The sequence below is a fragment of the Geodermatophilus sp. URMC 64 genome (assembly GCF_053502555.1).
This window is the reverse complement of the sequence record NZ_CP199955.1, coordinates 2,513,631-2,533,830: the sequence shown is the minus strand read 5'-3', so window position 1 is coordinate 2,533,830 and position 20,200 is coordinate 2,513,631. Positions and strand designations below refer to the sequence as shown.

General features: G+C 74.4%; 16 protein-coding genes. 9 read left to right on the top strand and 7 right to left on the bottom strand.

Going from position 1 to position 20,200, the window contains the following annotated elements; all coding sequences use genetic code 11:
• Positions 1-5: 5 nt before the first annotated feature.
• The 3 genes from ACWIYF_RS12470 to ACWIYF_RS12460 are packed head-to-tail and all read right to left on the bottom strand — an operon-like array spanning position 6 to position 2,877.
• The gene (locus ACWIYF_RS12470) at positions 6-758 is read right to left on the bottom strand and encodes an alpha/beta hydrolase (protein WP_448628453.1); all 753 of its coding nucleotides are present in this window, start codon (positions 756-758) and stop codon (positions 6-8) included.
• Positions 759-778: 20 nt separating this feature from the next.
• A complete protein-coding gene (locus ACWIYF_RS12465; RefSeq protein ID WP_448628452.1) occupies positions 779-1,498 on the bottom strand; it encodes a GDSL-type esterase/lipase family protein in 720 nt (239 codons plus the stop codon).
• A gap of 2 nt (positions 1,499-1,500) precedes the next feature.
• On the bottom strand, positions 1,501-2,877 hold the full coding sequence (locus tag ACWIYF_RS12460; RefSeq protein WP_448628451.1) for an FAD-dependent oxidoreductase: 1,377 nt from the start codon (positions 2,875-2,877) through the stop codon (positions 1,501-1,503).
• Positions 2,878-3,009: 132 nt separating this feature from the next.
• On the opposite strand from ACWIYF_RS12460, the gene ACWIYF_RS12455 reads away from it, so the two are divergent.
• Genes ACWIYF_RS12455 through ACWIYF_RS12445 form a run of 3 tightly spaced genes read left to right on the top strand, consistent with a single transcriptional unit; the run spans position 3,010 to position 6,754 of the window.
• Positions 3,010-4,668: an FAD-dependent oxidoreductase gene (locus ACWIYF_RS12455; RefSeq protein WP_448628450.1), complete on the top strand. Its 1,659-nt coding sequence runs from the start codon at positions 3,010-3,012 to the stop codon at positions 4,666-4,668.
• The gene (locus ACWIYF_RS12450) at positions 4,665-6,098 is read left to right on the top strand and encodes an ATP-binding protein (protein WP_448628449.1); all 1,434 of its coding nucleotides are present in this window, start codon (positions 4,665-4,667) and stop codon (positions 6,096-6,098) included. The genes ACWIYF_RS12455 and ACWIYF_RS12450 overlap by 4 nt, the downstream gene beginning before the upstream one ends.
• Positions 6,099-6,145: 47 nt before the next feature.
• The gene (locus ACWIYF_RS12445; RefSeq protein WP_448628448.1) at positions 6,146-6,754 is read left to right on the top strand and encodes a dihydrofolate reductase family protein; all 609 of its coding nucleotides are present in this window, start codon (positions 6,146-6,148) and stop codon (positions 6,752-6,754) included.
• On the opposite strand, the gene ACWIYF_RS12440 is transcribed toward ACWIYF_RS12445, so the two are convergent.
• Together ACWIYF_RS12440 and ACWIYF_RS12435 are read right to left on the bottom strand one after the other, a co-directional pair.
• A complete protein-coding gene (locus tag ACWIYF_RS12440; protein ID WP_448628746.1) occupies positions 6,690-6,983 on the bottom strand; it encodes a UBP-type zinc finger domain-containing protein in 294 nt (97 codons plus the stop codon). The genes ACWIYF_RS12445 and ACWIYF_RS12440 overlap by 65 nt on opposite strands.
• Positions 6,984-7,049: 66 nt before the next feature.
• Positions 7,050-7,421, bottom strand: a complete 372-nt coding sequence (locus ACWIYF_RS12435; RefSeq protein WP_448628447.1) for a TFIIB-type zinc ribbon-containing protein — start codon at positions 7,419-7,421, stop codon at positions 7,050-7,052.
• Between the two features lie 1,127 nt (positions 7,422-8,548).
• Between ACWIYF_RS12435 and ACWIYF_RS12430 the strand changes: the two genes are divergently transcribed.
• The 3 genes from ACWIYF_RS12430 to ACWIYF_RS12420 all read left to right on the top strand — a co-directional run bounded on the left by ACWIYF_RS12430 (position 8,549) and on the right by ACWIYF_RS12420 (position 11,740).
• Positions 8,549-9,304 (top strand): hypothetical protein, encoded by a 756-nt coding sequence (locus ACWIYF_RS12430; protein WP_448628446.1) that lies wholly within the window; start codon positions 8,549-8,551, stop codon positions 9,302-9,304.
• Between the two features lie 306 nt (positions 9,305-9,610).
• On the top strand, positions 9,611-10,741 hold the full coding sequence (locus ACWIYF_RS12425) for a winged helix DNA-binding domain-containing protein (RefSeq protein ID WP_448628445.1): 1,131 nt from the start codon (positions 9,611-9,613) through the stop codon (positions 10,739-10,741).
• A gap of 63 nt (positions 10,742-10,804) precedes the next feature.
• Positions 10,805-11,740, top strand: coding sequence for an alpha/beta hydrolase (locus ACWIYF_RS12420; protein WP_448628444.1), 936 nt, complete (start codon positions 10,805-10,807; stop codon positions 11,738-11,740).
• A 6-nt stretch (positions 11,741-11,746) separates the two neighbouring features.
• Here ACWIYF_RS12420 and ACWIYF_RS12415 read toward each other — a convergent pair whose 3' ends face one another.
• Positions 11,747-16,411 carry a cation-translocating P-type ATPase gene (locus ACWIYF_RS12415; protein WP_448628443.1) on the bottom strand — a complete coding sequence of 1,555 codons (4,665 nt, stop codon included), beginning with the start codon at positions 16,409-16,411 and terminating at the stop codon, positions 11,747-11,749.
• Between the two features lie 67 nt (positions 16,412-16,478).
• The gene (locus ACWIYF_RS12410; RefSeq protein ID WP_448628442.1) at positions 16,479-16,889 is read right to left on the bottom strand and encodes a MaoC family dehydratase; all 411 of its coding nucleotides are present in this window, start codon (positions 16,887-16,889) and stop codon (positions 16,479-16,481) included.
• Positions 16,890-17,055: 166 nt separating this feature from the next.
• On the opposite strand from ACWIYF_RS12410, the gene ACWIYF_RS12405 reads away from it, so the two are divergent.
• The 3 genes from ACWIYF_RS12405 (at position 17,056) to ACWIYF_RS12395 (ending at position 20,113) form a co-directional block, all read left to right on the top strand.
• Entirely contained in the window at positions 17,056-17,628 is a 573-nt protein-coding gene (locus ACWIYF_RS12405) for an OsmC family protein (RefSeq protein ID WP_448628441.1), read from the top strand.
• 74 nt (positions 17,629-17,702) lie between these two features.
• Entirely contained in the window at positions 17,703-18,950 is a 1,248-nt protein-coding gene (locus ACWIYF_RS12400) for a flavin-containing monooxygenase (RefSeq protein ID WP_448628440.1), read from the top strand.
• Positions 18,947-20,113 (top strand): NAD(P)/FAD-dependent oxidoreductase, encoded by a 1,167-nt coding sequence (locus ACWIYF_RS12395; protein ID WP_448628439.1) that lies wholly within the window; start codon positions 18,947-18,949, stop codon positions 20,111-20,113. Before ACWIYF_RS12400 ends, ACWIYF_RS12395 begins: the two co-directional genes overlap by 4 nt.
• Positions 20,114-20,200 lie beyond the last annotated feature (87 nt).

Here is a 20,200-nt window from a genome sequence, read left to right as displayed (position 1 = left end):
GCGGCTCACGCCAGCAGGTCGGCCGCCTCCCGGACGATGTCGGGTGGCACCTCGTGCCCACCGTCGAACTCCCGGTACGTCACGCGGTAGCCGTCCTCGCGCAGCGCCGGGACGATCCGGCGGCTGGTCTCGGCGAGCGGCAGGACGCCGTCCTCGGTCCCGTGCGAGATGAAGACCTCCGGCCGGCCCGTCCGCGGGGTGATCGGCGCGAACCCCGGCGAGAAGGCGATCACCCGGCCGAACAGGTCGCCGTTGGCCAGCCCGAGGCCCAGGGCGTAGGAGGCGCCGTCGGAGAACCCGGCGACCGTCAGCCGGTCGCCGTCGACGGGCACGCCCGAGAAGACCTGCTCGAGGGCGCGGTCGGTCAGCGCGGCGTCCGGGCCGAACACGCCGCCGACGGCGTCCCACGTGCGGCCCCGTGAGGCGGGCGCGAGCAGCAGGAACCCGCGCTCGTCGGCGACGGCCTCGAGCAGGCCCAGGCCGGCGGCGGCGTCGCCCCCGGCGCCGTGCAGCGACACCACGAGCGGCGCCGGGCGGCCCGGCGGCAGCCCGGGTGGCACGTGCAGCAGCGGGTCCCGGTCGCGGACGAGGCCCAGCGGATGGGTGCCCGGCTCGGCCAGCGGACCGGGCTCCGGCACGGTGGCCGCGGGGCGGGCGCGGAGCACCGCGGCGCCGCCGCTGTCCGGCGGCGGCCACCGGATGCCGCAGCCGGCGAGCACCGCGGCACCGGCCAGGAGGAAGGCCCGCCGCGTCGGCACGGCGGTGCTCCTACCCGGTTTCAGACCGGGCCGTTCAGCGCCGCCCAGAAGGCCCTCCGCACGCCGTCGGCGCCCCAGGCGTTCGGCTCGATCAGCGAGCAGAACCACAGATCGCGCTGCTCCGGGCGGGGCTCGGGCCGGGTCGGGTCCCCGGCCAGGAGGCCGTGGCCGTGGAACTCCCGCGCGATCTCCGCCACGGCGGCGCCGTGCCCGGCGGCCACCTCCCGGAGCGCGTCGTTGAGCTGCCCGATGACCGCGACGCCCTCCGGCCACGGAGGCAGCCCCAGCCGCGCGGTGTCGCCGGTGCCGTCGCTGGGGTCGTAGACGGTGCCGAGGACGACGCGGCCGCCGTCGGCCAGGTGCGCCCCGATGCCGGCCAGCGCGCGGTCCACGCCGTCCCGGACCGCCGCGATCACCCGGTGCGCCGCTCCCGTGTCCCCGTAGGCGGCCAGCAGGTCGTTGCCGCCGATCGTCAGCGTGACCAGGTCGGGGCGGACGCCGAGCCCCGCCAGTCGCGGCAGCTGCCGGTCGAGCACGGTCGCGGTCGTCGCGCCGTCGGTCGCCAGCAGCGCGAAGCGCACGGCCGGGTCGGCCGACACCAGGTCGCCGCCCCGCCAGTCGGGGAAGTCCTCGTCCCGGTTGCGGAACAGCAGGCTGGCGCCGCCGCGGCCCGGGCCGCCCGCGTAGTCGTCGATCGAGATGGAGTCGCCGAGCGCGACGTACACCCGGACCGCGTCCACGGCTACAGCTCCCGGACGTCGGCCTCGACGGCCTCGAAGGCCTTCCGGGCGGCGATGAGCACCGGGTCCCACACCGGCGAGAACGGCGGGGCGTAGGACAGGTCGAGGGAGAGGATCTCGTCGACGGTCATCTCGTTCCAGATGCAGATCGCCAGCGCGTCGATCCGCTTGGCCGCCGCCCGCCGGCCGACGATCTGCGCGCCGAGCAGCCGGCCGCTGCGCCGCTCGGCGATCATCTTCACGCGGATCGGCGTGGCGCCCGGGAAGTAGCCGGCCTTCGTCGTGGAGTCGACGACGGCGGTCACGAAGGAGTAGCCCGCCGCCTCGGCCTCCGCCGTCGACAGCCCCGTGCGGGCGGCCTCGGTGTCGCAGATCTTGGTGATCGCGGTGCCGATCACACCGGGGAACGTCGCGTAGCCGCCGCCGATGTTGACGCCGGCGACCCGGCCCTGCTTGTTGGCGTGCGTGCCGAGCGCCACGACCACCCGCTGGCCGGAGAGCCGGTGGCGCGACTCGACGCAGTCGCCGGCCGCCCACACGCCGGGCGCCTGGGTCCGCATCCGCGCGTCGACGGCGATGCCGCCGGAGGTGCCGAGCGGGATGCCGGCCTCCTGGGCCAGGCGCACGTTCGGGCGCACGCCGAGGCCCAGGACGACCAGGTCGGCGGGCAGCTCCCGGCCGCTCGCGGTCACCACCGCCCGCGCCCGCCCGTCCGGTCCGACGTCGATCGCGGCGACGCCGTCCGAGAGGACCAGGTGGATGTCCTCGTCGCGGACCGCGTCGGCGATGAACTGCCCGACGTCGGGGTCGAAGGTGCCCACCGGTGTGGCCGACATGTCGACGACGGTGACGTCGAGCCCGCGGACCCGGCAGGCCTCGGCGATCTCCAGCCCGATGTAGCCGCCGCCCACCACGACGACGCGGCGCACCCGGCCGCTGTCGAGCTCGGCCCGCAGGGCGACGCCGTCGTCGAGGACCTGGACGCCGTAGACGCCGGGGGCGTCGATGCCCGGCACGGGCGGCCGCATCGGCACGCTGCCGGTCGCGTAGACCAGGTCGTCGAAGGGCTCGGTGCCCTCGGTGCCGCCGTCCAGGTCCCGCCAGCGGACGGCGCGGCGGTCCAGGTCGATGCCGATGACCTCCGTGCGCATGCGGACGTCGATGCCGGCCGCCCGGTGCTGCTCCGGCGTGCGGGCGACGAGCGCGGCCTCGTCGGCGACCGCGCCGCTGATCCAGTACGGGATGCCGCACGCCGAGTACGACGTCGCCCGTCCGCGCTCGAACATGACCACGTCGAGGTCGCGCTGCCGCTTCTTCGCCTGCGACGCCGCGCTGCCGCCGGCCGCGTCGCCCCCGATCACCACCAGCCGCCGCGTCACGGCGGCAGGCTAAAAGGGTTCCGGCTCCCCCGCGCGCCGAGCAGGATGGAGGCGAAGTCGGCACCGTCGCCGCACGCCGAGCGGCGTCGCCCCCCGCGCCCCGCAGGCGACAGACCCTGACGGGAGGACGACGTGGGCAGACCCGTACTGCTGAGCGTGGACGACGACCCCGGTGTGTCGCGGGCCGTCGCCCGGGACCTGCGCCGCCACTACGGGGAGAAGTACCGCGTCCTGCGCGCGTCGTCGGCGGCGGAGGCCCTCGACGCGCTGCGTGAGCTCAAGCTCCGCGGCGACACGGTGGCCGTGCTGCTGGCCGACTACCGCATGCCGCAGATGAACGGCATCGAGTTCCTCGAGCAGGCGATGGACGTCTTCCCCCGTGCCCGCCGCGCGCTGCTCACCGCGTACGCCGACACCGACGCCGCGATCCGCGCGATCAACGTCGTGGACGTCGACCAGTACCTGCTCAAGCCGTGGGAACCGGTCGACGAGAAGCTCTACCCGGTCGTCGACGCGATGATCCGGGCCTGGGAGGAGAGCCCGGACGCCCCGGTCGAGGACGTGCGCATCGTCGGCCACCGCTGGTCGGCGCCCTCGTACAAGGCCCGCGACTTCCTGGCCCGCAACGCCGTCTCCTACCGCTGGTACAGCGCCGAGGAGCCGGAGGGCCAGCGGCTGCTCGCCGCGGCCGGCGCCACCGCCGACGACGTCCCGGTGGTGCTCACCCCCGACGGGCAGGTGCTGCGCGCGCCCTCGGCGGCCCAGCTGGCCGCCGCGGTCGGGCTCGACGTCGACCCCCGCACCGACTTCTACGACCTCGTCGTCATAGGCGGCGGCCCGGCCGGCCTCGGCGCGGCGGTGTACGGCGCCTCCGAGGGGCTGCGGACCGTCCTGGTGGAGAAGCGGGCCACCGGCGGCCAGGCCGGGCAGAGCAGCCGGATCGAGAACTACCTCGGCTTCCCCGACGGGGTGTCCGGTGCGCAGCTGGCCGACCGCGCCCGCCGGCAGGCCGTCAAGTTCGGCGCGGAGCTGCTCACCGCCCGCGACGTCGTGGCGCTGGAGTCGACCGGCTCGGCGCGGACGGTGCACTTCGACGATGGCACGAGCATCGCCGCGCACGCCGTCGTCCTCGCCACTGGCGTCATGTACCGCAGCCTCGAGGCGCCGGGGTGCCGGGAGCTGACCGGGCGCGGTGTCTACTACGGCTCCGCGATGACCGAGGCGGCCGACTGCGCCGACCAGGACGTCTTCATCGTCGGCGGGGCCAACTCCGCCGGTCAGGCCGCGGTGTTCTTCTCCCGGTACGCCAAGCGCGTCCGCCTGCTGGTCCGGGGCCCCTCCCTGGAGGCCTCGATGTCGCACTACCTGATCGAGCAACTCGCCGGCATCGACAACATCGAGGTCCACACCGGGACGTCGGTGGCCGGGGTGCACGGCGACGGGCACCTGGAGCGGCTCACCGTGCGCGACGCGGCCACCGGCGCCGAGGAGACCCTCCAGGCGAGCCACCTGTTCATCTTCATCGGCGCCGCGCCGCGGACCGACTGGCTCGACGGCGTCCTCATCCGCGACGAGCGCGGGTTCATCCCCACCGGCCCGGCCCTGCTCGCCGACGGCCGACGGCCGCCCGGCTGGTCCCTCGACCGCGATCCGTACTTCCTGGAGAGCAGCCTGCCCGGGGTGTTCGTCGCCGGGGACGTGCGGGCCGCGTCGGTGAAGCGGGTCGCCTCCGCCGTCGGCGAGGGCGCCATGGCCGTCACCCTCGTGCACCGGTACCTGGAGGAGCGATGAACGAGCACCTGACCCCGGCCGAGCTGCGGGAGCTGTTCCTCTTCGCCGACCTGGACGACGAGAAGCTCGGCTGGGTCGCCGAGCACGGGGACGTCGTGGAGCACCCGGCCGGCAGCGTCGTCTCGGCCGAGGGTGCGCCGGCGGAGTGCTTCTGGGTGCTGCTCTCGGGGACGATGACGATGTCGCGCCGGGTGGGCAACGACGAGGTGGAGACGGTCCGGACGGCGCAGCCGGGGGTCTACTCCGGCGCGGTCCAGTTCTACTTCGGCGACCAGATCAGCCAGACCTATCCGGCCACCGTGCGCGCGGTGACCGACTGCCGCTTCCTCGCGCTGCCTGCCGCCGAGTTCGCCACGATCTTCCGGCAGTGGTTCCCGATGGCCGTCCACCTGCTGCAGGGGCTGTTCGTCGGGGTGCGCAACAGCAACGAACTGGTCGGTCAGCGGGAGCGGCTGCTCGCGCTGGGCAAGCTCACCGCCGGGCTCACCCACGAGCTGAACAACCCCGCGACCGCGGCCGCCCGCGCCGCCGCCGCGCTGCAGGACCGCTTCGCCGGGATGCGGCACAAGCTCGCGATGCTCGCCGACGGGCGGATCGACGGCCGGGTGCTGCGGTGCCTCACCGACCTGCAGGAGACCTTCGTCGCCGGGCTGGCGAGCGCGCCCGACCTGACCGCCCTGGACCGCGCCGACCGCGAGGACGCCCTCGGCGACTGGCTCGACGAGCGCGACGTGGCCGAGCCCTGGAACCTGGCCGCCGTCTTCGTCCCGGCCGGGCTCGGCCCGGCCGACCTGGAGAAGGTGGCCGACGCGGTCGAGGAGGGCTTCCTCGAACCGGCGCTGCGGTGGCTGGCCTACACGGTCGAGACCGAGATGCTGATGGCGGAGATCCGGGAGAGCACGCACCGCATCTCGGCGCTGGTCGACGCGGCCAAGCAGTACTCGCAGATGGACCGCAGCCCGCACCAGGAGACCGACCTGCACGCCGGGCTCGACGCCACGCTGGTGGTGCTCGGCGCCAAGATCCCCTCCGGCGTCACCGTCGTCAGGGAGTACGACCGGAGCCTGCCGCCGGTGCCAGCCTACGTCGCCGAGCTCAACCAGGTCTGGACCAACCTGATCCACAACGCGCTCGACGCCATGGACGGCCACGGCACCCTCACCCTGCGGACCGCCCGGGACGGCGACTGCGCGCTGGTCGAGGTGGCCGACACCGGCCCCGGCATCCCCGAGGAGCTGCGCCGGCGCATCTTCGAGCCGTTCTTCACCACCAAGCCGGTCGGCCAGGGCACCGGCCTCGGCCTGGACGTCTCGTGGCGGATCGTGGTCAACCGCCACGGCGGCGACCTGCGCGTGGACTCCCGCCCCGGCGAGACCCGCTTCCAGGTGCTGCTGCCGCTCACCGAACCGGCAGCGATGACTTCGCGGTAGCCGGGGCGTCTGGACTGTCGACCCGCCGGCCACCCCGGGAGGACGACATGGGCAGGATCGTCTCGAGCTTCTTCATCGCCCTCGACGGCGTCGTCGAGGCGCCGAACGAGTGGCACTTCCCCTACTTCGACGACGAGATGGGTCGCGTCGTCGGCGAGAGCATGCAGACCACGCGGGCGATGCTGATGGGCCGGCGGCTCTACGACGAGTGGTCGGCGTACTGGCCGTCCCAGGGGGACGACGTCCCGTTCGCCTCGCACATCAACGGCCTGCCGAAGTACGTGCTCACCCACCGCCCGATCGAGGGCCCGCTCTGGAGCAACACCACGGTCCTGGGCGGCGAGGACGCCGTCCGCCGGGTGCAGGACCTCAAGAACGGGACCGACGGCGACATCGGGATGTCCGGCAGCGCGACGACCGTGCGCTGGCTGCTCGCGGGCGGCCTGGTCGACGAGCTGAACCTGCTGGTGCACCCGATCGCCGTCGGCAGGGGCCGGCGCCTGTTCGAGGACACGCCGACCGTGCCGCTCGAGCTGCTGGGCAGCCGGACCCTGCCGACCGGCGTCCTGCACCTGCGGTACGCGCCGAAGGTCAGTGCAGGTGCCGCTGCCAGTCCAGCGGCACCCGACCGACCGGACCGGGCGCCGGCTGGGTGATCGGGTGCGCGGCCGGGGGTGCCAGGTCCGGGCCCGAGACGTACTCCTCCCGGGTGTAGTCCCAGAACCAGGTCTCCCCCGGCTCGTAGCTGCGCACGATCGGGTGCCCGGAGGACCGGGCGTGCGCGCTAGCGTGCTGCGCCGGTGAGGAGTCGCAACAGCCGACGTGGCCGCACTGCGCGCAGCGGCGCAGGTGCAGCCACCAGCCCTCGACGGCCTCGCACTCCACGCAGCCGGGGCCGCTGGGCGGGACTGACGGGTCGATGCCGGGGTTCTCGGTCACCCCGTCAGCGAATCAGTCGAACAGCTGGTCCAGGAAGGACTTCTTGCGCTTCGGGTGGCCGTGGCCGTACGGCCGGCCGTACTCGTCGTAGCCGTGGCTGTAGCTGCTGGACTTGTGGCCGCGGGTGGCGCCGAGCACCTCGTTGACCACCGCCCCCAACCCGCCACCGGCCCCCGCGTGCCCGGACGACGACGAGTACGACGACGCGGACGACGACCTGCCCGCCCGGTCCTGGTCGTGCCAGGCGTTCTCCGCGTCGATCAGCCGCTCGAGCTCGCCGCGGTCGAGGAAGATGCCGCGGCAGTCCGCGCACTGGTCGACGTGGACGCCGTTGCGCTCGTAGGTGCGCATCGGGCCGTGGCACTTCGGGCAGGTGAGTTCCATACCCGCGAGAACGGCCGGGTGACCTCCGCGGGTTCCAGGCATCTCCTGGACATTGCGGGACTGGAACTTGTGCGTCCCCAGGCGGCTTCCGCGGCAGTTGCCCGTCGTCTCGAGCGGAAGCTACAGAGCCAGCGCAGCCAGCCTGATGGAGGGAATGGTCAAAGAACGTGGGAGATCATCGCCCATGCGGGGAAAAGAAAGCATGTCACCAAGGGACCCGACCGGTTGAATCGGCCACGGCCACGGCGACCCCGGACCGCATCGGTGGACGTTGCCTTCCGTGACCCCGGTCCACCTGGTTTCTCTTCGGATCACCTCGGCGGGAAGCAAAACACCTGACAGCCCTGCGCTCCTGGGATGAGTCAACCAGAACGATCGGCACCCGGGAAAGCCTCTGGCGGCACAGTCCACAAGGTGCCAGTCTGACCCCCGCGGCGGCTTGACTACATTCGTGACTCGGCATTTCCATCGCAGCACGGACCGCGTCGGTGCTTCCACAAGGGAGTTCACACATGAGCGACCAAGAACACGCACCTTCCCAGATGGGTGCGGACGTCCAAGCGGGCGACCCAGGAGCCACGCCATCAACTCACGACCAGGACGGGACGTGGCCGACGTGGGCGATCCGCTGGGGAGCATGCCTGCTCATACTCGCTTTAGCAGCTCTCGCCGTGACGGTCATCGGTTATTACGACATGGTCGCCGCTGCAGGGATCGCCGCGCGACTCACGGGGGCCGTGCTCTTGGCCGCGGGCCTCCTGGCACTCGTTGCCATAGCAGCAGGTTTGACGAAGCGAAGCAGGGCCAGGCGCGGGGGCAGCGTCGCTGCGCTCGCTCTTCTTCTGATCAGCCTTTGGGCGGTCACCGCGGTCATGAGGCCGTGGCCGCGGCAGCCCCACCTCGTCTGGGTCGCGGTCCTTTCAGGGGCCACAGCAACCGTTGCGATCCTGACCCTCCGGCTTGCCCGAAGTTCGGACATGCCTCGCGGAGATCCCGCCCCGGGCGGAGGGGGAAGAGGAGACCGTGCCGCGTGGATCGGTGCAGCAGCGACCCTCACCGCAGCAGTGGTGGCGCTTCCGCTGGCCTGGTACTCAGCCCATTATCTACCTACGCATGCAGTGCCCAGCGTGTCGATCAAGGCCGAGATAGGAAAGATCGAGGAAAGCAACGGTCAGGCCATCACCACCCTTGTGATCACGGTAGAGAACATCAGTACCACCAGCGTCCGACTCATCGGATCCCTGTACACGCTCTCCGGATCCGCTGTCTCCTCCGTGAATCCCTCTGGGTCGGCGATGGATTCTGTCAAGGTGGACGCGGTGACTCGGTCCAATTACGGCCCCGGCGCTCGGTCCAACGCTGGAACCGAACTGACGCCACCGGAGCTCATCCAGTTCGGTCAAATTGTGTGGGACCAGTCAACTCTGGTGCCGGACGAATCCACGGAGACTTCTGTAGTGGCTCCATTCCCAGCGGGTAGATTCGACCTACTCCGGGTCGGTGTCGATCTCGTGCTGGCTCGGGACGACCGCTTGCCGATCAGCGAACTGAACTCACAAGGATCCTTCGCCCTGACGACGCAGTGCGCCGGCCGAGAAGTCCACGTCCAGACTTGGCCGATCATTCCAGGCAGCATGGTGGAGGAGTTGACCGCGACGCGGCGAGAAGTCGTGCTCGGACGCGTCCTCGCCGATCCATACGGCGACGGGACCTGGTGGCCAGCTGTGCCGTACTTGATGCATCAGGTCCAACGCGAGGGTCATCCTTGTGACCATTTGTTCGAAGGGGACTCCGGGGGGCTGGAGGACGAAAGCATGGTCGGAATTGCAGGGGCCATGACCGAGGCGCCGGTTCCTCCAAACCTGTCTTCACAGCGGGGATGAACGGCGCCGGATCAAGCGCTGGCTCCCAGACCTCGGTTCTTGGACATGCCGTGCAATGAAGCCCGGCGACGGGCATGCAGACGCAACACCGGATCTTTGGGGCCATCGACTTTGCCGATAGCGACCGGCGTACCGGTCGGTACGAACGATCTGGACGTCGTTCGCGCCTGCATGAACAGCGTGGCGGACCCATCCAGACGATCGCGTGCGGTCGTGTCATCGCCATCCCCGCGAGCAGATGACCGAGCGTGCGTCGGGATTCGCCTCCTCCCCCGGTCTGAGCAGAACAGGCAGGATGACGCGGCGATGGCACTCACCGCCCGGCAGCTCAACCGCGCCCTGCTCGCCCGGCAGCTGCTGCTGCGCCGTGAGCCCCTCGGGGTGCCCGACGCCGTCCGCCGCATCGTCGGGCTCCAGGCGCAGGAGCCCGCGTCGCCGTACCTGGCGCTGTGGAACCGGGTCGCCGACTTCGATCCGTCGGAGCTGGACGCCGCGTTCGCCGACGCCACCCTGGTCAAGGCGCAGCTGATGCGGATCACGCTGCACGCGGTGCACGCCGAGGACTACCCGGCCTTCCACAACGCGATGTGGTACCCGCTGCGGGCGTCGCGGCTGGGCGATCCGCGGTTCACGTCGTCCGGGCTCACCAAGGACGACGCCGACGCCCTGGTGCCGCGGCTGCTGGAGTTCACCGCGCAACCGCGCAGCGCCGCGGAGATCGAGGAGTTCCTCGCCGGGCAGGTCGACGGCGCGCCGACCCGCGGGGTGTGGTGGGCGCTGCGGACCTTCGCGCCGCTGTGGCACGTCCTGGCGGGCAAGCCGTGGTCGTTCGGGACCAAGCCGGTGTACCGGGCGGCGCCGCCCTACGAGGCCGAGCCGGAGGAGCTGATGCCGGTGCTCGTGCGGCGGTACCTGGCTGCCTTCGGTCCGGCGTCGGAGGCCGACTTCACCGAGTTCGCGATCCTGCCTCGGTCGCGCACCCGGGCGGCATTCGCCGCGCTGTCCGACGAGCTGGTGCGCCACGCCGGACCGGACGGCAAGGAGCTGCTCGACGTCCCCGGTGCGCCGCTGCCGGACGACGACGTCCCGGCACCGCCGCGGCTGCTGGGCATGTGGGACCTGGTGCTGCTCGGCCACGTGGACCGCAGCCGGGTTATCCCGCCGGAGTACCGCACGCTCGTGATGCGCAGCAACGGCGACGTCCTGCCTCCCCTGCTGGTCGACGGCCACGTCGCCGGCGTGTGGCGCCCCGTGGACGGCGGCATCGAGGCCACCGCGTTCCACCCCCTGCCCGAGGCGGCCTGGGACGGGCTCGCGGAGGAGGCGCGTGGACTGACCGCGCTGCTCGCCGGCCGCGACCCCGCCGTCTACCGCCGCTACGCCCGCTGGTGGACGACGCTGCCGGCGGCCGAGGTGCGGGTGCTGCCCGGCGATTGACAGCGTTCCGCGACCGCGCCAGGGTCGGATCCCCGTCCCCCGACTGCGCGAGAGGAACGCAGCATGGCCCTCGACCCCCAGTGCGAAGCCCTCCTGGCCGGCATGGCCGCTGCCGGAGCCCAGCCGTTCGAGGCGCTGACGCCCGCCGAGGCGCGCATCGCCGCCCGGGCGTTCAAGGACCTCGGCGGTGAGCCGGAGGACGTCGCGGCCGTCACCGACACGTACATCCCCGGACCGACGGCCGACCTGCCCGTGCGGATCTACCGCCCGGAGGGCGAGGGGCCGCTGCCGGCGCTGCTGTACTTCCACGGCAGCGGCTGGGTGGTGCTCAACATCGACATCTGCGACTCCGCCAGCCGCGCGATGGCCAACCGCACCGGCTGCGTGATCGTCGCCGTGAACTACCAGAAGGCGCCGGAGCACAAGTTCCCGATCCCCTTCGACGACTGCTACGCCGCCACCGAGTGGGTCTTCGACAACGCCGAGGAGCTCGGCATCGACCCGCGGCGGATCGGCGTCTCCGGCGACAGCGCCGGCGGCAACCTGGCCGCCGCGGTCGCCCTCAAGGCCCGCGACCACGGCGGGCCGCGCATCGCCTACCAGCTGCTGATCTACCCGGCGCTGGACTACGGCTGGGACCGGCCGTCGGCGCACGAGAACGCCGAGGGGTACCTCCTGCAGCGCGGCAGCATGGAGTACTTCTGGAAGCACTACGTGCGCAGCGAGACCGACGCCGACAACCCCTACGTGTCGCCGCTACGAGCGCGGGACTTCGGCGGCCTGCCGCCGGCGTTCATCTTCACCGCGGGCTACGACCCCCTCCGCGACGACGGCAAGGAGTACGCCGACCGGCTGCAGGAGGCCGGCGTGCAGGTCACCTACCGCAACTACGAGGGCATGATCCACGGCTTCTTCTGGATGTCGGGCGTGCTCGACCAGGCCCGGGCCGTGATGGACGAGGTGGGCAAGGAGGCGCGGGCGGCTCTCGGCGGGGCCTGAGCGGGATCAGTCGCCGCGGCCCAGGTCGTCGTCGACCGACGTCTCCCCCGCGGTCCGCCCGCCGCCGGCGTGCCGGACGTCGCGCTCCTCGTCGTCCCGGGCCCGGTCGTCGGGGCGGGGCTGCTCGTCGCCTGGCTGGGTCATCGGGGCACCTCCTGCGGAGTCGTTCGCGGTGCGTCGCTTGGCCAGCACCGCCGGCACCACCTCGGCGCCGGCGGTGCCCGCCGCGGCCGAGGCCAGCACGACCAGCCAGGACAGCGGGTCGAGCGGCGTGCAGCCGAAGAAGCGGGACAGGCCGGGGGTCTGGACGACGACCCCGAGGACGGCGAGCGACCCGGCAGCGGTGACCAGCACCAGCGGGCTGCGCCGGCCCATCCACGCGGTCTGCCCGAGCTGGGTGGCGATCAGCGCGGCCAGGCCCATCGTGCCGGCCCGCCCTCGCAGGCCGGTGAGCCGGCCGACCGCCCACGCGCCGGTCGCCCCGGCCGTGGTCGCCGCGCCGCGCACCAGCACGATGCGGCGCAGTTCGGCGGTGAAGTCGCGGTGCGGGCCCGCCTCCAGCACCGCCTTCAGCGGATGCCCGGCCAGCGGTCCCTCGCCGTCGTCGCCGTTGGCGACCCGCGGCGAGGCGACCGCGACGGCGAGCGCCGGGAACATGTCGGTGAGCAGGTTGACCAGCAGCAGCTGACGGGTGTTCAGCGGGGCGCGGCCGCCGAACGCGGTGCCCAGCACGGTGAACGACACCTCGCCGGCGTTGCCGCCGACCAGCACCGAGACGGCGTCGCGGACCCGCGCCCACATGGCCCGGCCCTCGGCGATCGCGTCGACCAGCCGGGTGAGGTCGAGGTCGGTGAGCACCAGGTCGGCGGCGGTGCGCGCGGCCGGCGACTCGGCCCCCGACACCCCGACGCCCACGTCGGCCAGCCGGATCGCCGCGGCGTCGTTCACGCCGTCCCCGGTCATCGCCAGGGTCGCGCCGGTCCGCCGCAGCGCGCCGACCAGCAGCACCTTCTGCTCCGGGGAGAGCCGGGCGAAGACCGCCGCCTCCTGCACCAGCCGGGCGCGCTCGGTGTCGGTGGCACGCGCCAGCTGGCCGCCGGTGACGACCTTGTCGGCGTCGGGGATGCCCGCCTGCGCGGCGATCGCGGCGGCGGTCTCGGGGTGGTCGCCGGTGGCGACGAGCACCCGCACTCCGGAGGCGCGCAGCTGCTCGATGGCGGCCACCGAGGAGTCGCGCAGCGTGTCGGCCAGCGCGACCAGGCCGCGCAGCGTCAGGTCCTCGGCCGCCTCCTGCAGATCGCCGGGCTCGCCGTCCAGCGACCGGTCGGCGACCGCGAGCACCCGCAGCCCCTTGCCGGCCAGGCCCTGGACCTGGTCGCGCACCTCGTCGGCGGCGCCGCAGCGGCGGAGCACCACCTCGGGGGCGCCCTTGACCACCAGCCGGCCGTCGCGCAGCGCGGCGGAGAACCCGCGGCCGGCCGCGAACGGCAGGCTCGCCTCCGGCTCGCCGTCGGGCAGCACGCCGCGCTCCCGGGCCGCCTCCAGGACGGCGCGGTCGGTCTCGTGCGCGGCCTCGTCGCCCGAGCCCATCCCGGCGGCGGCGAGCCGGAGCAGGCCGTCCTCGTCGAGGTCGCCGTCGGCGCACGGCACCAGGCGGGTGACCGCCAGCCGGTTCTCGGTGAGCGTCCCGGTCTTGTCGAAGCAGACCGTGTCGACGCGGCCGAGCGCCTCCAGCACGCGGGCGCTGCGGACCACCGCGCCGCGCCGCGACAGCCGCTGCGCCGCGGCCTGCTGCGCCACGGTCGCCACCAGGGGCAGCCCCTCCGGGACGGCGGCCACCGCGACCGCCACGCCGTCGCGGACCGCGTCGCGCAGCGGACGGCGCCACAGCACGCCCAGCGCGGTCACCGCCGCGCCGCCGGCCAGCGTCAGCGGCAGCACCTTGCGGGTGAGCTCACCGAGCCGCGCCTGCACGCCGGCCGGCGGGGCGGCGCCGCCGGCGGCGCGGGCCGCCCGGCCGGCCTGGGTGGCCTCGCCGACCGCGACGACGACCGCACGCCCCGACCCGGCCACCACCGTCGTGCCGTCGAAGAGCATGCAGGTCCGGTCACCGACCTCCGCGCCCGGCGTGGCCGGGACCGACTTCGCCACCGCGAGCGACTCGCCGGTCAGGTTGGACTCGTCGACCTCGAGATCGGTGGCCTCCAGCAGCCGGGCGTCGGCGGCCACGACGTCGCCGGCCTCGACGAGCAGCACGTCCCCCACCCGCAGCGCGCTGCCGGGCACCTCCTCCGGGCCGCCGTCGGACTCCCGGCGGGCGCAGACGTCCTGCTCGAGCAGCAGCGACTCCAGCGCGGTCTCCGCCCGCAGCCGCTGCCACCCGCTGATCAGCGCGTTGCCGACCGTCACGCTGCCCACGAGGATCGCGTCGGTGGCCTCGCCGAGGATCGCGGTCGCCGCCGCACCCGTGCCCAGCACCGGGGTGAGCGGGTCGGCGAGCTCCGCGCCCACCGTGCGGGCGTAGCGCAGCGGCAGCTGCAGCGCGGGGCGCCGGGCCGCCCGTTGGACCACCGACGGCAGCCGCGACGGTGCCCGCTCCGGCTCGTCGGGCAGGTCGGCCAGCCGGCGCTGCACGTCCTCGGCGTCCAGCGCGTGCCACGGCGTGTGCACCGTCGCCGGGGGCGGCGGGCGCCGGGCCACCCGGACCGCCGTCCACGTGCCGTCGGCCATCGTGATCATGATCGCGGACTTGCCGGGCGCCGTGGCCTTGGCCTGCCCGTACCGCGCGCTGCCGACCGCGGCGAGCAGGGCGCCGAGCACGTTGCCGGTCAGCCCGCTCTCCACCGCCCGCCGGCTGACCTTGCGCGCGTCGACGGTGGCCGACACGAGGGAGCAGGCGGTGGCCAGCCCCGGCCCGGTCACCAGATCCGCGCCCCAGGCCGGTGCGCGCCCCGGGCGGACCGGCGCCACACCGACGTCGGCGGCCAGCAGCGCGTGCCCGTCGGCGTCGGAGACCAGGAGCACGCCTTGGCCGTCGTCCTGCAGCCGCCGGACCGTCTTCAGCAGGGGCTCGCCGGGGTCCGGCACCTCGTCGGCGAGGCCGGCGATCTCCCGCGTGCCGACGTGCGCGGAGAGCACCAGGCGGTGCCCGGCCCGGCCCACGGCGGTGAGCAGCGCCTCGGCGTGCGGGTCCAGCTCGGCGGCGACGGTGGCCGTGCCGACCCGCCGCCGTCCCTCGTACACGGCGCGCAACTGCCCGCCGGGCGCGTCCGGCGACTCCCGCGGCGGGCCGAGGCGCAGCGCGTGGCCGTTGCGCGCGACCCGCTCGTCGGAGTCGTCGGCTCCCAGCAGCCGCGCCGCGGCTGACCAGACGGCGGCGTCGTCCCACCCGTCGGCCTCGGCGGTCGCCTCGAGCACGACCGGCGGGCCGGTGCACAGGCTGTCGCCGTCGACCACGACGGTGTCGATCCGGTCGAGCCGGCGGTAGGCCGAGCCGTCCATCGGCAGCACGCCGCGCCGGCAGAGCAGCAGGTCGAGGGTCGCCGCGAAGGAGTCCCGGCCCTGGATCGCCGCCTTGGGCGTGAGCGCCTTCATCAGGTCCGCCGAGCGGCCCGGCTGGCGGGTCAGCGGCAGCAGCGCCAGCGCGGCGACCAGCTCCGTGGGGCCCAGCCGGGACCGGTAGCGCTCGATGGGGCCGTCGGGCAGCGGGCTCGGGCGCTGCCCCGGCGCCGGCCGCGCGTCGGTCTGCTCGTCGTCGTCCGGCTGCTCCGGCTCGGGGCCGCACAGCTCGTGCTCGCGCCGGCACCAGACCTGCCGGCGGGCCCGCGTCTCCAGCGCCTCCTGCACGGCGGCGACCGCGTTGAGCGCCGGCACGGTCGGGCTCTGGGTGAGCGAGTGCAGCAGCGCGCTGGTGCCGGTGAACACCAGGTCGGTGCCGACCGGCCCGATCCGGTCGGCCAGGCGGGTCTTGATCCACTGCTGGCTGTCGAGCAGCGCCACGGCGAGGGTCACGTGCCGGCTGAGAGCCGGGATCGGCAGGAACTTGCCCGCGTAGGCCATCCCCACGCCGACGACGTCGACGGCCGCGTTGAGCAGCGCGGCCAGCACCGGCTCCACGTCGGCCGGGTGGTCCTCGCGCAGCGGGTAGATGCCTCGGGCGCCCCGGGCCTGCTCGACGGCCGTGACGACGTCGACGACGTCCTCGGGGCTGATCCGCCGCTGGTCCACGGCGACCAGCACGCGCCCGGCGACCTCGTTGACCGTCGCCCAGGAGACCCCGTCGAGGCGCTCGAGCGCGCGCCGCAGCATGCGGCGGGTCTCCGGCGCATCCTCGGGGCTGGGCGCGCACAGCTCGACCTGCACGTGCCCGCGGTCGGCCCAGACCCGCGGCGAGGACCGGGTCGTCGGCGGCTCGACCATGCCGCGGGCGGCATCGATGAGGGAGTGCACGTGCCCGTCGGGCATGGGGTCGGCACCGGTCACGACGGTGCCGACGGCCCGGACGGCGGACTGCGCGACCGAGCGCGCGGTCCGCACGCCGGCCCGCGCCGTGTCGCCGACGAGGCCCGCGGTGACGACGGCGGGGACGGCGGCCACCGTGGCCGAGGTCGTGGCCAGCCGGATGCCCGCCCGCAGCGCGCGGGCGGGATCGATTCGGCGCAGCAGTGCCATCGGCGTCCCTCGAACGGTTGGGATGGACCGTACAGCCGAACGCGTTCCGGCACCGGTCGAGCGGCCCTCAGCTTTCGGCGGCCACCACCGGGTCCCGCCACACCACCGCCGTCCCGTCGAGGACGACGACGCCGTCCTGGTTGGTGATCGTGGTGGCCAGGCCGGTGACCGGTTTGTCCTCGCGGACGCTGGTCACCTCGGCGCGGGCGGTGAGCACGTCGCCGGGCCGGACCGGCGCCCGGAAGTTCCACTGCACGGTGAGGAAGACGCTGCCCGGGCCGGGCAGGTCCTCGGCGACGAGCGCGTTGAGCAGCCCGCTGGTCACCCCGCCCTGGACGACGATGCCGCCGAAGCGGGAGCGCGCCGCGAGCTCGGCGTCGTAGTGCACCGGGTTGGTGTCCCCGGTGAGCTGGGTGAACAGCTCGATGTCCTCGGCGCGGACCGTCCTCGTCCGGCTCGCGCAATCCCCCACGCGCATGTCACGCCGCCTCCTGTCCTTCGCGGTGGACGGACCGTGCCGGTCGCTCCTTCCGCGGACCTTCCGCGGCCGGCGCGCGGCGTCCCCGCGGCGGAAGGGCCGGGGAAGGCGGCCTCCCTAGCGTCCGCGCCGTCCCGAATCCTCCCGCACCGAGGAGCAGCCCGAGATGACGCAGACCATGAGCCGGCCCGCCCGCAACGGCGTCGACGTCCCCACCCTGTTCGCCACCATCGACGCCGTCCGCGGCGCTCCGGAGCTCGCCGACTTCCGGTTCCGCGCGACGAACACCTGGATCAGCGGCACGAACAGCCGCAGCACCATCCAGGTCTTCTACGGCGCCGGGCAGGAGGACGTCAGCCGCACCGAGCCGTTCGTCTACGACGCCGACCACCCGGCGGTGCTGGTCGGCACGGGCAAGGCCCCGACGCCGGTCGAGTTCCTGCTGCACGCCATCGCCGCCTGCCTGACCGCGGGGATGGCCAACATCGCCTCCGCGCGCGGCATCGACCTGCGCAAGGTGGAGTCCACCGTCGAGGGCGACATCGACCTGCTCGGCATCCTCGGCCTGTCCGACGAGGTCCGGAACGGCTACACGCAGATCCGCGTGCACTTCACCGTCGAGGGCGACGCCTCCCCCGAGGAGCTGGCCGCGCTGGTCGAGCAGTCCCGCCGCCGCTCGGCGGTCTGGGACGTGCTCTCCAACGGCACCGACGTCCGGGTCGACGTCACCACCCGCTGATCGGCCTCCCTGCTCGTCCCCCAGCGGCCGGCCCGCCGTCCGGGCCGGCCGCCCCACTCCTCCTGGAGCCTGCGATGACCTCCGTCCCCGTCGCCGTCCTCGGTGCCGGCCAGGCCGGCCTGGCGGTCAGCCGGCTGCTGACCGACGCGGACATCGAGCACGTCGTGCTCGACCGCGGCCGCCCCGCTGAGAGCTGGCGCTCCCGCCCCTGGGCGTCGCTGCGGCTGCTCACCCCGAACTGGATGAGCCGGCTGCCCGGCTGGTCCTACGCCGGCGACGACCCGACCGGGTTCATGACCGCCCGCGAGGTCACCGGCTACCTCACCGCCTACGCGCGGTCCTTCGCCGCCCCCGTCGTCCCCGGCGCCGAGCTCGAGTCGGTCCGGCCCGCTCCCGGCGGCTACCGCGTCGACAGCTCCGCCGGCTCCTGGCGCGCCCGGTCGGTCGTCGTCGCGACCGGCTGGTGCGACCGGCCGTTCGTGCCCGCCGCCGGGGCCGGCCTCGACCCGGGCATCGCCCAGGAGACCGCGGCCACGTACGCGAGCCCCGCCGCGCTGCCTCCCGGCGGCGTGCTGGTCGTGGGCGCCTCGGCGTCCGGCGTCCAGGTCGCCGACGAGATCGCCGCGACCGGCCGGTCCGTCGTCCTGGCCGTCGGCGCGCACACCCGGCTGCCGCGGACCTACCGCGGCATGGACATCGCCTGGTGGCTGTCCGTCATGGGCGTCCTGGACCAGCGGGTCGCGCCGGCCGGGCGGGCCGCGTCCGAGCCGTCGCTGCAGCTGGTGGGGCGCCCGGACCGGCGCGACGTCGACCTGCCGTCGCTGCAGGGGCGCGGGGTCGTCCTCGGCGGCCGGCTGGCCGGCATCGAGGGCGCCCGGGTCCGGTTCGGCCCGGACCTCGCCAGGACGGCGGCGGACGCCGACGCGCGCCTGGCCGCGCAGCTGCGCCGGATCGACGCCTACGCCCGCGCGGTCGGTCTGGACGACGAGCTCGACCCGCCCCCGCCGGCGCCCACCGCTGCCGACACCTCGGCGGCGCCGGCCGAGCTGGACCTGGCCGCCGCCGGGATCGGCTCGGTGGTCTGGGCGACCGGCTACCGCCGCAGCTACCCGTGGCTGCACGTGCCCGTGCTCGACGCCGCCGGCGAGATCCGGCACGTCGCCGGCAGCACCGCGGCGCCCGGGCTGCACGTGGTCGGCATGCGCCGGCAGACCCGCCGCAGCTCCACCTTCCTCGACGGCGTGCGGCACGACGCCGCGCTGGTCGTGGACCGCGTGCTCGACGGTCTGGGCGCGACGCGCCCGATGGAGCGTGCGGCATGAGCCCCCGGTGGGACGCCGTCGTCGTCGGCGCGCGCGTCGCCGGTGCGTCCACGGCGATGCTGCTGGCGGGGGCCGGGATGCGCGTGCTGTGCGTCGACCGCGCGCGGCCGGGCAGCGACACCGTCTCGACCCACGCGCTCATGCGGGCGGGGGTCCTCCAGTTGGACCGCTGGGGCGTGCTGCCCGAGGTCCGCGCCGCCGGCACCCCGCCGATCCGGCGCATCGAGTTCTCCTACGGCGAGGAGCAGGTCACCGTCTCGGTGCGGCCCGGCTCCGGGGTGGACGCGCTCTACGCCCCGCGGCGCACCGTGCTGGACGCGATCCTGGTCGACGCCGCCGTCCGCGCCGGCGCCGTCGTCCGTCACGGCACCCCGGTCACCGGGCTGCTGCGCGGCCCGGACGGCCGGGTCACCGGGGTCGCCCTGCGCGACCGGGACGGCGACCTGCGGCTGGAGTCCGCGCCGCTGGTGATCGGCGCCGACGGCCGGGCCTCGCTGGTGGCCGACGCGGTCGCGGCGCCGTACCGGTTCACCGGGACGGCGGCGACCGAGATCGTCTACGGCTACGTCGCCGGCCTCCCGGTCGACGGCTACTCCTGGCTCTACCGCCCGGGGGTCAGCGTGGGCGCGATCCCCACGAACGACGGGCTGACGTGCGTGTTCGCCGGCGGCCGGACGGAGACGGTGCGGCCCCTCGTGGACGAGCGCGGACCCGAGGGCGCGCTGCGGGCGCTGGCCGGTCCCGGCCCGCTCGGCCCCCCGCTGTCGGCGGCCCGCGCGGTGGGGCGGATCCGGCACGTCCGCGGCGTCCCCGGCCACCTGCGCACCCCGTACGGGCCAGGGTGGGCCCTGGTCGGCGACGCCGGCTACTGGAAGGACCCGCTGTCCACCCACGGCATCACCGCGGCGCTGCGCGACGCGGAACTGCTGGCCGGCGCGGTGCTGGCCGCGCCGCACCCGGGGCGCGCGCAGCTCGAGGCGCTGGCCGGCTCCGCGAGCCAGCGGGACGCGCTGTCGCTCCCGATGCTGCGGGTCGTCGAGCGCATCGCCGCCCACGACTGGGACCTGCCCAGCATCCGCCGGCTGCTCATGGAGCTGTCATCGACCATGGTCGACGAGCTGGAGTTCCTGGAGAGCCTCCACGCCACCGCCGAGGCGGTCTAGGGGCCGGGCTCGCGAGGTCTCCGCGCAGCTGCTCGCGGGCTTCCGCGTGGCCGTCGACGGCCCCCCGTACCCGACGGCGAGTGGCGA

Excerpts from the sequence above, each read along its gene's own strand:
- ACWIYF_RS12450 (WP_448628449.1), top strand. The coding sequence starts at position 4,665 with ATGAACGAGCACCTGACCCCGGCCGAGCTGCGGGAGCTGTTCCTCTTC.
- ACWIYF_RS12445 (WP_448628448.1), top strand. The coding sequence starts at position 6,146 with ATGGGCAGGATCGTCTCGAGCTTCTTCATCGCCCTCGACGGCGTCGTC.
- ACWIYF_RS12435 (WP_448628447.1), bottom strand. The coding sequence starts at position 7,421 with ATGGAACTCACCTGCCCGAAGTGCCACGGCCCGATGCGCACCTACGAG.
- ACWIYF_RS12425 (WP_448628445.1), top strand. The coding sequence starts at position 9,611 with ATGGCACTCACCGCCCGGCAGCTCAACCGCGCCCTGCTCGCCCGGCAG.
- ACWIYF_RS12420 (WP_448628444.1), top strand. The coding sequence starts at position 10,805 with ATGGCCCTCGACCCCCAGTGCGAAGCCCTCCTGGCCGGCATGGCCGCT.
- ACWIYF_RS12415 (WP_448628443.1), bottom strand. The coding sequence starts at position 16,411 with ATGGCACTGCTGCGCCGAATCGATCCCGCCCGCGCGCTGCGGGCGGGC.
- ACWIYF_RS12410 (WP_448628442.1), bottom strand. The coding sequence starts at position 16,889 with ATGCGCGTGGGGGATTGCGCGAGCCGGACGAGGACGGTCCGCGCCGAG.
- ACWIYF_RS12405 (WP_448628441.1), top strand. The coding sequence starts at position 17,056 with ATGACGCAGACCATGAGCCGGCCCGCCCGCAACGGCGTCGACGTCCCC.
- ACWIYF_RS12400 (WP_448628440.1), top strand. The coding sequence starts at position 17,703 with ATGACCTCCGTCCCCGTCGCCGTCCTCGGTGCCGGCCAGGCCGGCCTG.
- ACWIYF_RS12395 (WP_448628439.1), top strand. The coding sequence starts at position 18,947 with ATGAGCCCCCGGTGGGACGCCGTCGTCGTCGGCGCGCGCGTCGCCGGT.